This is a genomic window from Burkholderia sp. YHN3-13, assembly GCF_055810675.1.
Map to the genome: position 1 here is coordinate 1,064,737 of NZ_JBVVNQ010000001.1, position 13,447 is coordinate 1,078,183.

7 protein-coding genes are annotated in these 13,447 nt (G+C 68.9%); 4 read left to right on the forward strand and 3 right to left on the reverse strand.

All coding sequences use genetic code 11. The annotated features are described in order from the left end of the window. Window positions 1–23: 23 nt before the first annotated feature. Together AC0KUR_RS04845 and AC0KUR_RS04850 are read right to left on the reverse strand one after the other, a co-directional pair. Window positions 24–662, reverse strand: a complete 639-nt coding sequence (locus AC0KUR_RS04845) for a response regulator transcription factor (protein WP_034189620.1) — start codon at window positions 660–662, stop codon at window positions 24–26. Beyond that, window positions 659–2,095, reverse strand: coding sequence for a sensor histidine kinase (locus AC0KUR_RS04850; RefSeq protein WP_473375456.1), 1,437 nt, complete (start codon window positions 2,093–2,095; stop codon window positions 659–661). Before AC0KUR_RS04850 ends, AC0KUR_RS04845 begins: the two co-directional genes overlap by 4 nt. A gap of 559 nt (window positions 2,096–2,654) precedes the next feature. Between AC0KUR_RS04850 and AC0KUR_RS04855 the strand changes: the two genes are divergently transcribed. The 4 genes from AC0KUR_RS04855 (at window position 2,655) to AC0KUR_RS04870 (ending at window position 12,456) form a co-directional block, all read left to right on the forward strand. Further along, a complete protein-coding gene (locus AC0KUR_RS04855; protein WP_245169501.1) occupies window positions 2,655–3,443 on the forward strand; it encodes a response regulator transcription factor in 789 nt (262 codons plus the stop codon). A 59-nt stretch (window positions 3,444–3,502) separates the two neighbouring features. Further along, window positions 3,503–6,538, forward strand: a complete 3,036-nt coding sequence (locus tag AC0KUR_RS04860) for a hybrid sensor histidine kinase/response regulator (protein ID WP_301741257.1) — start codon at window positions 3,503–3,505, stop codon at window positions 6,536–6,538. Window positions 6,539–6,738: 200 nt separating this feature from the next. Continuing rightward, on the forward strand, window positions 6,739–11,529 hold the full coding sequence (locus AC0KUR_RS04865; RefSeq protein WP_473375457.1) for a beta strand repeat-containing protein: 4,791 nt from the start codon (window positions 6,739–6,741) through the stop codon (window positions 11,527–11,529). Window positions 11,530–11,763: 234 nt separating this feature from the next. After that, entirely contained in the window at window positions 11,764–12,456 is a 693-nt protein-coding gene (locus AC0KUR_RS04870) for a response regulator (RefSeq protein ID WP_034189625.1), read from the forward strand. A 131-nt stretch (window positions 12,457–12,587) separates the two neighbouring features. Here AC0KUR_RS04870 and AC0KUR_RS04875 read toward each other — a convergent pair whose 3' ends face one another. After that, window positions 12,588–13,307: a response regulator gene (locus AC0KUR_RS04875; protein WP_034189626.1), complete on the reverse strand. Its 720-nt coding sequence runs from the start codon at window positions 13,305–13,307 to the stop codon at window positions 12,588–12,590. Window positions 13,308–13,447: the final 140 nt, after the last annotated feature.

The following is a 13,447-nucleotide window of genomic DNA, read 5'->3' on the forward strand; positions in this document are numbered from 1 at the left end:
GTACGGGTCGCGCCTCCGTAGCGCTACGGAGGCGACCCGCCCGCGAGCGCCGCGTAATCGCGCACCAGCTCGACCAGCGACGCGACCTGCAGCTTGTCGAACACGTTCGCGCGATAGGTTTCGACCGTGCGCGGCGACAGCCCGAGCGCGCGCGCGATCGCCTTGTTGCTCCAGCCGCGCACGATGCCGTCCAGCACCTCGCGTTCGCGCGCGCTCAGCGTGGCGACACGGGCCGCACGCACGTGGTCCGCATCGCCCTGCCCGCGCCGCGCGGCCTGCCGGCGCAGCGCCTGCTGGACCGCGTCGATCAGCTCGTCGTCGTCCGCCGGCTTGCGCAGGAAATCGAGCGCGCCGCGCTTGAACGCGCGCCGGCACGCGTCGACGTTGCCGTGGCCCGTCATCACGATCACCGGCAGGTCGCGCCGCGCACGCAGTGCGTCGAGCGCGTCGAGGCCGCTCATTCCCGGCATCCGGATGTCGAGCAGCACGCAGCCGAGCGCCACGTCATCCGCATCGGCAAGAAAGGCCGATGCGTCCGCATAACGGCGCGTCGCGACACCCACCGTGCGCAGCAGCAGCGAGAGCCCGTCGCGCACGGCTTCGTCGTCGTCGACGATCGCGACGACCGATGCGTCCTGCGTCGAATGCCGCGAATCGTTCATGCGGCCTCCCCTGCCAGCGGCAACAGCAGCGCGGCCTCGACGCCGCCCGACGGCCGATTGCGCAGCGTCAGCGTGCCGCCCTGCCGCTGCGCGAGCGTGTCGCACAGCGGCAGCCCGAGTCCGAGCCCGCGTGCACGCGTCGTGAAGAACGGTTCGAACAGGCGCGGCAGCGCGTCTTCCGGCACGCCGGGGCCGTTGTCGACGACGCTGAAGCGGTAATGCCCGCCGACGCGTGCGCCACTGATGCGAATCTCGCCGCGCGATGCGCGCGCGCCGGCGAGCGCGTCGCGCGCGTTCTGGATCAGGTTGTGCAGGATCTGCTCGACCGCGATCGGCTCGGCGAACGGCCGCGCGCGCGCCGCCGCGTTGTGCCAGCCGAGCGCGATGTGCTCGCGCGCGCAGTCGTCGCGGTACAGGAACAGCAGCGCATTCACGATCGCGTCGGGATCGAGCGTGCGGCGCTCGCCGCCGTGCGCGGTGGTCACCGCGTCGCGCATGCGCTCCAGGATCGCCGCCGCGCGCTTCGCCTGCGCGACGCTCGTCTGCAACGCACGGCGCACGCTGTCGCGCTCGGCCGGCTGGTCGAGCATGCGTTCGGCCGCACGCGTGTGGCTGACGATCGCCGTCAGCGGCTGGTTCAGCTCGTGCGCGAGGCCGGCGGCCATTTCGCCGAAGGTGTCGAGGCGGCCGAAGCGGTCGAGGCGCGCACGTGCATCGGCACGGCGCCGTGCCTCGCGCAGCCGCCATGCGCCGAGCGCACCGGCCGCGAGCAACGCGGCCACCGCGTTCCACAGCGCGATCGACAGCCACGGCAGGTCGGCGGCCGTCAGCGTGCGCGTCGTGCGCAGCACGAAGGCCTGCGGCTGCGCGGGCAGGTGTTTCTCGAGATGCATCGTCCACAGCGGTTGCGCATCGCCGGGCGCGGGCGACAGCAGGTCGATGCGGCGGTCGCGCAATTCCAGCGCCGCCGACGAGATTGTCGTGGACCAGTCCCCCGGCTGCAGCATCCAGCGCGGATCGACGCGCACGGCCCAGCCGGTCCCGGCGACGAGCCAGTACGCAGCGGGGCCGTCGAATGCCAGCGTGAACGGCTTGCCGGGCCGCCGCTGCGGCAGCGCGGCGGGCGCCGGCCCGCCATCGGTCTGCCAGCCCGCGCCGGGCCGCCAGTACGCGAGCCCGCCGAGTTGCGGCATGCGTTCGCGCAGGTTGTCGAGCATATGCGCGGGCGGCGAAGCGAGCGACGACGCGCCGAGCGTCGCGAGAATCGCCTCGTGCTGCGCGGCTTTCTGCGCGAGCAGGCGAATCGTGATGCTCGAATCCTGGAAGAAGCGGTCGTACGCGTCGGAGACGGCGCGCGAGACGACCAACGCGGTGCCGGCGAGGCTCAACGCGAGCCACGCAGCCAAGGCGGCGAGTCGGACGGACGGTTTCATGATCGATGGTAATGCGGCCATGCGCGACGGGTACGGGTCGCGCCGCGCGGCAAGCGAAGCGGTTGAGGGTGACGACGAGCGCGCGCATGGGACAAAGTGCCGTCCCTGCGCGCCGGATCGATTGCGCTCATTGTCGGCAAGTTGGCACTTCCCGTGGTCCGAATGCCGTTATGTTTGCCGTCAGACCCGTCCCAAATCCGGCCACCATTCGCGAATGGCCGTGCCGCGTCGACGACATCGTCTCGCACCTCCACTCGCACGGCGGCGCCCGCACCGGGTCGCACCGCGAACACGATCGCGGCCGACCCCGCGTAATTTCAGACCAGGCTGATTTTCTTCCCACTCCGAACCGAACACAATCGGCCTGCCTGTCCTCCGGAGCCTCCGGGAGCACAGGCTCCATAGTCGATACTTTCTCCCGCCTCCCCTGGCGGGAATTTTTTTGGACGGCGTCACGCCGAACCCTGCCCGGAACCCGTCCGGCCATGATCCCGCTTCCGTTCATCCGATCGCGCATGCATCCCGCCACCGCGCCACACCGGCCTGGGCCGTCCACATCGTGACCGACGCTTCCTCCACCGCCATCGCGATCCTGACGATCGACCACCCGAGCCGCGGCTCGTTCGACGATCGCCTGCGCCGCGCCGGACATGGCTACGACCGGCTGCGCATCGAGGACATCCTGCGCCGCGCCGGCTACCGGCCGTCGCGCTTCGAGTATCTGCCCGATCTGCTCGCAGCCTGCAACACGCGCGCGTTCGATCTGTTCATCGTGCAATGCGAGACGGCCTGCCGCCGCACGACGGACGCGATCCGTGCGCTGCGCGCGCGTTTCGCCGGCACCGTCGCGATCCTGTCGATCAGTCAGCGCGACACGGAACTCGCGCGATCCGCCTGCTTCACGGCCGGCGCGAACGAGCATCTGCCGTACGCCGTGCCGCCGGACCTGCTCGTCGCCAGCATGGCAACGTGGCTGCGCTGGTCCCATCATCGCGCGATCCATCATCGCCACTGGCGCATCGGCAGCTTCGAATTCGACACGGCCACGCGCAGCGTCATCGTCGCTGGCCGCGAGCATGTGCTGACGGAGAAACACTTCCAGATCATCACCGCGTTCTTCCTCAACATGGGCCGCGCGCTCGACCGCGCGCACGTGAGCCAGCTCGTGTGGGGTTCGCTCGTCGCGGCATCCAGCCGGCGGCTCGACACGCACGTCGCGTATCTGCGCGACCGGCTCGAACTCGACGGGCGGCACGGCGTGCGGATGATGACGATGTACGGGGTCGGGTATCGGCTCGTCGCGTGCGAACCGGGCGGGCTCGATTCCGATGGCGCGCCGCCGCAATGACGCCGCGCGACCCCGCAACCCTGACAGGCCCCATTGCGCGCTGATCGGACTCCATTATCATGGGGGCACCCAGGCCGACCGCCCCGCTCCCGATGGACCACCGCGCCACACCCGATCACGCCCGCGCCGCCGCCGGACACGCGTCCGCCGCGCCGACCCGCATCGGCCGCCGCCAGCGCGCACTGCTCTATGCCGGCGGCGCGGCCGTGACGGTCGCGATCCTGCTCGCCAGCGGCCTGATGCTGTATACGATAGCGCGCGATGCGATCCAGGCGCGCTATACGACGTTCGCGGTACGCCAGTTCCTCGTCCAGATCGAATTCAAGATGCGCACGACGGGCATGGACACGCTCGTCACGCACGACGAAGCCGTATGGAACACGCGCGCGACCGATCCGGCGCGCGTCGCCGCACTCCAGGCCGGCCGCGGCCGGCTCGTGATCCAGGGCAGCCCGGCCTTCCCGCCGACGCTCGTGCTGGCCGACCTGTCGCCCGCGCAACCGGCCGCGCGCTACGCGCAGGATCTCGCGATGGCGAGCGACATGAGCTATCGCGTCGGCGCGTACGTCGCCAAGCACGACGCCGACCGCGCGATCGCGGGCTACGCCTATCGCCCCGACCACAGCTTTGCCGTCGTCATCCCCGAACCGATCCCGCCCGATCCGCTCACCGCGTCGCCCGCCACCGATGCAGCGACGCTCGTCGCGAAAGTCGCCGCCGGCATCGACACGCCGCCGCCCGGCCAATACCAATGGTATGCGCCCGTCTACGATCCCGTACAGCGCCGCGACGTGTTCCGGATCGCCGGTGCCGTCTACGATGCGCGTGCGCCCCGCGCCGTCTTCCTGTCGACGCTGCCGGTCGACGTGTTGCGCACCCGTCTGTCGACGGGCGGCACGACCGACGCCGCGATCGTCGCCGACGCGCACGGCCGCACGCTGCTGCGCGCGGGCATCGCGGCCGACGACGACGCCACCCGCGTCGCACTCGAACGCCTCGGCGCGCCCACGCACGAGGCAGCCAATCGCAGCGGGCCGCGCACCGCGTTCGGCGACGGGCTGTTCTCGCTGAGACAGCCCATTCCCGAAACCGACTGGACGCTCGTGCAGGCGTTCACGCTGCGCTCGCTGCTCGCGACGATCGGGCTGCACGCGGGCTGGTACGTCGCGGTCATGCTGGCCGTGATCGCGCTAGTCTGGTGGCTGCTCGTGCGCTTCGACCGCCGCGTATTGAAACCCGACGACGCGCGCACGCGCCGCGTGATCGACAGCGAGAACCTGAACCGGACGATCGTCGAGGCAGCGCCGTCCGGTATCGCGCTGCTGTCGCTCGCCGACGGCGCGGTGCTGCTGCAAAACGACACGATGCGCGACTACGATGCGCGGCGTGCGGGCGAACCTTCGTTGCCGGCGCGGCTGCTCGCACGCTTCGACCGCTCGCCCGCCGCCGCCGCGTGGCAACCCGATCTGCACGTGACGCTGCCCACCGCCGCCGGCGAGGCCGTCGACCTGCTCGTCAATCTGGTGCGCACGCGCTTTCGCGACATGGACGTCGTGCTGTGCAACTTCTCCGACATCACGTCGCAGAAGAACATCGAGCGCCGGCTCGACGAAGCGGCGCGCGCCGCCGACGCCGCGAACGACGCCAAATCGGCGTTCCTCGCGACGATGAGCCACGAGATCCGCACGCCGCTCAATGCGATCCTCGGCAACCTCGAGCTGATCGGCCGCGAGCCGCTCGCCGATTCGCAGCGCGAGCGGCTGCATACGGTCGAGGGCGCGTCGTCGGTGCTGCTCGACCTGATCAACGACATCCTCGACCTGTCGAAGATCGAAGCCGGCCAGATGACGATCGAGGCGATCCCGTTCGATCTCGCGGAGACGGTCCGGCAGACCGGCGCGATGTTCGAGCCGCTCGCGGCCGCGAAGGGGCTGCAGTTCGACGTGTTCGTCGACGATGCGCTCGCGTCGCGCTACGTCGGCGACCCGACGCGCATCCGGCAGATCGCCGCGAACCTCGTCGGCAACGCGATCAAGTTCACGAACCACGGGGAAATCACGCTCGAGGTCTACCTGCGCGACGACACGAACCCGGAATCGCCCGTCGCGATCGGCGTGAGCGACACGGGCATCGGCATGACCGACGCGCAGCGCGCGGCGCTGTTCCGCCCGTTTACGCAGGCCGACACGTCGATCACGCGCCGCTACGGCGGCACCGGGCTCGGCCTCGCGCTGACGAAGCAGCTCACGCAGATGATGCAGGGCACGGTCGACGTGAAGAGCGAACCCGGCAAGGGCAGCACGTTCGTCGTCACGCTGCCGCTGCGCGCGGCCACCGATGCGCAGGTTGCCGAACATGACGCCGCGCGGGCCGACGATACCGCGCTGCCGGCCGTCGCCGCGCGCGTGCTCGTCGTCGACGATCACCCGGTGAACCGCACGCTGCTGCAAGGGCAACTCGTCACGCTCGGCTATGCGGCGGATGCCGCCGACGATGGCGCAGCGGCGTTGCGGCGCTGCGCGGAGACGCGCCACGACCTCGTGATGACCGACCTCAACATGCCGGGGATGGACGGCTATACGCTCGCGCGCGTGCTGCGTGCGCAATATCCGGGGCTGCCGGTCGTCGCCGTCACCGCGCACGCGAGCGCGGCCGAGCATGCGCGCTGCGCGGAAGCGGGCATCGCCGCCGTGCTCGTGAAACCGGTGCTGCTCGATACGATCGATCGCACCGTGCGGCGTTACGCGCAGACGGCAGCGGCGCAGGCGCCCGCCGCGCGCACGCTCGTCGATCTCGCGCAAGGTCCGCTGCCGCCGGACGTGCACGCGTTGCTCGAAACGAGTCGAGCGCAATCGGTCGCGGCGATGCACGACGCGGCATCACGCAACGATATCGCCGCGCTGCGTCACGAACTGCACTCGCTGCGCGGCGCGTTCGCGACGATTCACGAACATGCCGTGGCCGACGCGATCGGCGAACTGCAAGCCATCGTGCACGGCGGCGACCTGACGTCGTTCGATGCGCGGCTCGCCGACGCGGACGCCCTCGCGCGGGAAGCACTGCGACGGCGCGCAACGCAGGCGCCGACTGCCTGATTCCCGCACGGCCGGCCCTCGCGCGCCGGCCTCCCCGATCCCTCGCCTTTCGTTCTGCGGCGCATGCCCGCGGCGCGTCGGCGCGCGCGTAGGACTGGGCCTACACGGTCGCTATCTCGAATCAGCCCTGGACGACTGATTAGGACGAGGCCGATCCCTACCATCGGTTTGTGAACTGACAAACTGAAAGGAGTAGGGGCATGAACAAGACTTATCGCAGCGTCTGGAACGCCGTGACCAACACATGGACGGCCGCCGCGGAAACGGCGAAGTCGCATTCGAAGGGATCGGCGCGCGCGGCGCGGCAAGCGGTGATCGCGATCGCGCTAGGTGGCGCGGCGATCGGCAGCGCGGCCGCGGCGGAAGCGTGCACGACGGCAGACGGGTCGAGCGGAACGGTCGATGCGGCGGGGGTATGCACGGAGGCAGGCGGTGGTGCGATCGGCATGATGGGCACCGTCGGCACGATGGCGACTGACGATACGACCTTCGTAAAGGTCAACGCTACTGCAAATCCTGCAAGTGCAACCGGCGCCAATGCGGTCGCCATCGGTCAAACCGTGACTTCCGCGGGTTCGAGTTCAGTTGCCATCGGCTCCAACACGACGGCCAGCGGCCTGCACTCGGTTGCGCTTGGTTCAGGAGCAAAGAACGCAGACGCCAGCGACCGGCAAATCGCAATCGGCAGCCAAGCGCAAACCACCGGAAGGTACACGATCGCGATGGGCTACCTGGCATCTGCAACCGTCGAAGACGCTCTGGCATTCGGACGCGCCTCTTCCGCAACGAACACCGGCGCGGTGGCGATCGGCGCCACTGCAACGTCGGGCGGCACGGGCTCGACGGCCATCGGCCAGTCAGCAGCCATCGCCAACGGCGCAAACAATGCCGTCGCGCTCGGGATGAACGCACGCGTGGCGAATGCGAACTCGGCCGCCATCGGATCCAATGCGTCCGCCTCCAGCAATTATTCGACTGCGTTCGGCACGTCGGCCACCTCGACCGGCACTGCCAGCATGGCACTCGGCGGCAATTCGACGGCAACCGGGAACTATAGCGTTGCCATCGGCAGCGCCATCGGCACCGGCCGGGCGGCGGTGGCGACAGGAACCGGCTCGGTCGCGATCGGCACCACGTCCAGCGCCGGCGCCAACAACGCCGTCGCATTGGGCTTCGGCACGGTTGCGGATCGGGACAACACCGTATCCGTGGGTGCCGGTGTTCCCAATATCGACGGGAACAAGTTCACGCGCCAGATCGTCAACGTCGCCGCCGGCACGGAAGACAACGATGCCGTGAACGTCGGCCAGATGAAGACGGAGTTGTCGACGAAGGTCGACGATACGTACGTCAAGATCGATACGAGCAACAGCACGGTCGCCGCGCAAGCGGGTACGGCCGCGCTTGCGATCGGCACGAACACGAGCGCCTCGGGATCTTACGCGACGGCCGTCGGTAACAGCGCACTCGCCAGCGGCAACAACAGCACGGCACTCGGCTTCCAGGCCAGCAGTGCGGGCGGCGCCGCCGTCGCGGTCGGCAATGGCGCGAACGCAAGCGGCTCGCACGGCGTTGCACTGGGCGTCAACGCAAGCGCGTCCCATACCGACTCGGTGGCGCTCGGCGCCGGCGCGGCCACCGATCGCAACAACAGCGTTTCGGTCGGCTCGTCGGCGCTGCGTCGGCAGATCACCAACGTCGCCGCCGGCACGCAGGACACGGACGCGGTAAACCTCGGCCAGATGACGGCCGAGTTCACGAAGACGAACAACGCGATCGCCGCGACCAACCTCACGGTCTCCAGCCTGAGCACCGGCTTGTCGACGACGAGCAACACGGTTGCCGGCCTGAGCACCGGGCTCTCGGCCACCAACAGCACCGTCGCGGGTTTGAGCACCGGCCTCTCGTCGACCAACGGCACGGTCGCCGGCTTGAGCACGGGCCTCTCGGCCACCAACAGCACGGTTGCGGGCCTGAGCACGGGCCTCTCATCGACCAACAGCACCGTCGCGGGCCTGAGCACCGGGCTCTCGTCGACCAACAGCACCGTCGCGGGCTTGAGCACCGGGCTCTCGTCGACCAACAGCGCCGTCGCGGGTTTGAGCACCGGGCTCTCGTCGACCAACAGCACCGTCGCCGGACATACGTCGCAGATCAGCGACATCGACGACAAGCTGAGCAAGCTCGAGAGCGGGACCAGCGGTCTCGTGCAACAGGCGAATCCGGGTGACGACATCACGGTCGGCGCGAACACCGGCGGCAACGCCGTGGACTTCAGCGCGACCGGCGGCACCGCACGCACGCTCAAGGGCGTCGCGGCAGGCGACGTGTCGGCCGCCAGCACCGAAGCCGTCAACGGCTCGCAACTGCACGGCGTGTCGGACAGCGTCGCGCAGGCCATCGGCGGCTCGTCCGTCGTGAATCCGGACGGCTCGATTTCCGCACCGTCCTTCACCGTCGGCGACGGCAGCGGCGGCACGAAGATCGTCAACTCGGTCGGCGATGTCGTCACCAATCTCGACGGCCGTACGACAACCAACGAAGGTGACATCAAGAAGCTCGCTGACGACATTGGCAGCGGCACGCTCGGTCTCGTCCAGCAGCCGAAGCCCGGCGACGACATCACCGTCGGCGCGAACACCGACGGCAACGCCGTGAACTTCAGCAGCAAGACCGGCGCGCGCACGCTCAAGGGCGTCGCGGCAGGCGACGTGTCGGCGACGAGCACCGAAGCCGTCAACGGCGCGCAGCTGCATGGCGTGTCCGACAGCGTCGCGGCAGCAATCGGCGGCAACTCGAAGGTGAACTCCGACGGTTCGATCTCCGCGCCGTCCTTCACCGTCGGCGACGGCAGTGGCGGCACGAAGATCGTCAACTCGGTCGGCGACGTCGTCACCAATCTCGACGGCCGTACGACGACCAACGAAGGTGACATCAAGAAGCTCGCTGACGACATCGGCAGCGGCACGCTCGGTCTCGTCCAGCAGGCCAACCCGGGTGACGACATCACCGTCGGCGCGAACACCGACGGCAATGCCGTGAACTTCAGCAGCAAGACCGGCGCTCGCAAGCTCGCAGGCGTCGCGGCAGGCGACGTGTCGGCAACGAGTACCGAAGCCGTCAACGGTTCGCAACTGCATGGCGTGTCCGACAGCGTCGCGGCAGCAATCGGCGGCAACTCGAAGGTGAACTCCGACGGTTCGATCTCCGCACCGTCCTTCACCGTCGGCGACGGCAGCGGCGGCACGAAGATCGTCAACTCGGTCGGCGATGTCGTCACCAATCTCGACGGCCGTACGACGACCAACGAAGGTGCCATCAAGAAGCTCGCTGACGACATCGGCAGCGGCACGCTCGGCCTCGTCCGGCAGGCCAACCCGGGCGACGACATCACCGTCGGCGCGAACACCGACGGCAATGCCGTGAACTTCAGCAGCAAGACCAGCGCCCGCAAGCTCGCAGGCGTCGCGGCAGGTGACGTGTCGGCGACGAGTACCGAAGCCGTCAACGGTTCGCAACTGCACGGTGTGTCCGACAGCGTCGCTTCCGCAATCGGCGGCAATTCGAAGGTGAACTCGGACGGCTCGATCTCCGCACCGTCCTTCACCGTCGGCGACGGCAGCGGCGGCACGAAGATCGTCAACTCGGTCGGCGACGTCGTCACCAACCTCGACGGCCGCATGACGACCAACGAAGGCGGCCTCAAGAAGCTCTCCGAGCAGCTTGAAAGCGGCACGCTCGGCCTCGTCCAGCAGAATCCGACGACGGGCGGCATCACGGTCGGCGTAAACACCGGCGGCTCGGTGGTGAACTTCACGGGCACCGGCGGCGCGCGCGTGCTGTCCGGCGTCGCGAACGGCGTGGACGACGACGACGTCGTGACGGTGTCGCAGCTCCGTGCAACCGGCCTGATCGACTACACGGGCAAGGAAGTCGGCGCGGTCACGTACGACTCGGGCCTGAATTTCGACACGGTGACGTTCGCCGGCACGTTCGGCACGAAGCTGCAGCGCGTCGCCGCAGGCGAAATCAGCGCGACGAGCATGGACGCGATCAACGGCAGCCAGTTGTTCGACCTGCAGGAGCAGTTCGCCAAGCAGTACGGTGAACTGAGCGGCCAGTTCGGCGACCTGTCGAACCGCTTCGACGATCTGTCGGACCGTCTCGGCGAACTCGAAACGAACCCCGGCACGGGCGGCCCGGGCACGGGCGACGGCTCGACCGTCGTCGGCGAAGGCGCGGTGGCAACGGGCGAAAACAGCTCGGCGATCGGCGACAGCGCGCTCGCGTCCGGCGAGAACAGCTCGGCTGTCGGCCAGGGGGCGGTCGCATCGGGCAGCAACGGTTCGGCCATCGGCCAGGGTTCGACGGCATCGGGCAGCAACAGCTCGGCCGTCGGTCAGGGCGCGGTCGCGTCGGGCAACAACGGTTCGGCCATCGGCCAGGGCTCGGTCGCGTCGGGCGAAAACGGCACGGCGCTCGGCCAGGGCGCGGTTGCATCCGGCAAGGACAGCACCGCACTCGGCCAGGGCGCATCGGCCACCGGCAGCGGCTCGGTCGCGATCGGCCAGGGCTCGGTGGCGGCGGAAGCCAACACCGTCTCGTTCGGCAACGGCACGGAAGAAGGCAACCGCCGGCTCGTCAACATCGCGGACGGCATCAACGCCAGCGATGCGGCCACGAAGGGCCAGCTCGACCGCGCGATGGAATCGGTCGACCAGCGCTTCAACGACACGAACCGCGCGATCAACGACGTCGCGAAGAACGCGTATGCCGGTATCGCGGCCGCGATGGCGATGCCGAACATGACGCCGTCGCAACCGGGCAAGACCGTCGTCGCGGTCGGCGCCGCGAACTTCAAGAGCGGCTCGGCGATCGCCGCCGGCGCCACCTACCGGTCGCGCAGCGGCAACTGGCTCGTGAACGGCGCGACGTCGATCACGTCGGTCGGCGACGTGGGTGTCCGTGCGCAAGTCGGCTACGAGTTCTGACCGAAGGGCTCCGCGCAAGCGGAGTGCCGACCCGACGCGGAAGGGCATCGCCCCTTCCGCTTGTCGGCCGACGGCCAGTGGCGATTCCCGCGAGTTGCCACCGGCCGTCGGTGCGACGGGATCGCGACCGCCAGCGGTATCGCCGGCGGCCGTGCCCGTGTGCCGACTTCCACCCAGCCTCGACAACGCCTACCGCAACCCGCCGCATGGCGCGGCGCAACGCGCAATCTCAACATGAACAGAACCTTCCCCATCCGCATCGTGATCGCCGACGACCATCCGGCGGTCGTCATCGGCGCGCGCTACGAATTGTCCGCGACGAATACGGTGTCGGTCGTCGCGACCGCGCACAATTCGACGGAACTGATGGACGCGCTCGCGCAGCATCCGTGCGACGTACTCGTGTCGGACTACGCGATGCCGGGCGTCGAGCACGGCGACGGCCTCACGATGTTCACGAGCATCCTGAAGCGCTTTCCCGGCCTGAAGATCGTCGTGATGACGATGATGGAGAACGCGGTCGCGCTGCGCGCGCTGATCGACATCGGCATCGCGTGCATCGTCAGCAAGTCGGACATGCCGAATCATCTGACGATGGCGATTCACGCGGCCTATACGAACGGCCGCTACCTGTCGCCGTCGATGGACCGGATCATGCGCAACACGGGCAGCGTCAGCGGCAGGCCGCCGGCACTGTCGGCTCGCGAGGTGGAAGTCATCCGCCTGTTCGCGTCGGGGCTGTCGGTCAACGAAATCGCCGACAAGCTGAGCCGCAGCAAGAAAACCATCAGTACGCAGAAGAGTTCGGCCATGCAGAAGCTCGGCATCGAGCGCGACGTCGACCTGGTGCGTTACGCGATTTCGTGCGGGCTCGTGACCGACCACGGTTATTCGACATCCGCACGCGGCGACGGCGCAAACGGGTAACGCCGCCGCGGAAGACCGAAACAAAAAGCCCCGGCGCCTTGCGGCCGCCGGGGCTTTCGCGCGTCGGTGCGATCCGGCGCGCTGATCTTCGCCGGCACGTTCCCGTGCCGCCGGTGTCGTCGCACCTGCCGTCAGGCCGGATCGACGCCGCCCTCCTCTCTGGTTTCGCCGCCGCGCCCTTCGCTGGCCGACGCGGCGACGATCCCGTGCTCGATCGCGTAGCGCAGCAGGTCGATGTCCTTGTCGATCCCGAGCTTTTCCATCGCGCGCGCCTTCTGCGTACTGATGGTTTTCTTGCTGCGGCTCAGCTTGTCGGCGATTTCGTTGACCGTGAGGCCCGACGCATAGAGCCGCACCACTTCGAGTTCGCGGTCGCTGAGATCGCGCTTCTGGTCGGCGGCCCGCGCGCTCGAATGCGACGTGAGCGTGCGCACCACCTTCTCCACCGACGGCGAGTAATAGGTGCCGCCCGTCGCGGCCGCGTGAATCGCGGGAATCAGATGATCGATCGTGTCGGACTTGCTGACGATGCACTCGATGCCGAGCCGCGTCAGCGCGCCGACCACGGCCGGATTGTCGAGCATGGTCAGCACGACCAGCTTGACGGCCGGGTGATTGCGCTGGAGATAGGAGAACAGCGTGATGCCGTCGCCGTGCGCGCTGCCCGGCATCGCATAGTCGGACACCACGACGTCGCATACGCCGGCCTCGACGAGCCGGATCAGCTCGGTCGAATTGACTGCCTTGCCGGTCAACCGGATCGTCGGCACCGACGACAGCCCGTGCTCGACGCCGACCAGCATCGCCGGGTGGTCGTCGGCCAGTACCACGCGTATCAGATAGCTTCCCATAGTCGTCCAGATTTGCGCGGCAACCGTCGCGGCCGGCTCGCCGCCCGCGGGCGGCGCCGACCGCGCGCAGCGCGGCGTCGTGGATCGTAATTGGGCGCTATCTTCGCACGAAAACGGGGCCGTCAGCCATCGCCCCGGCC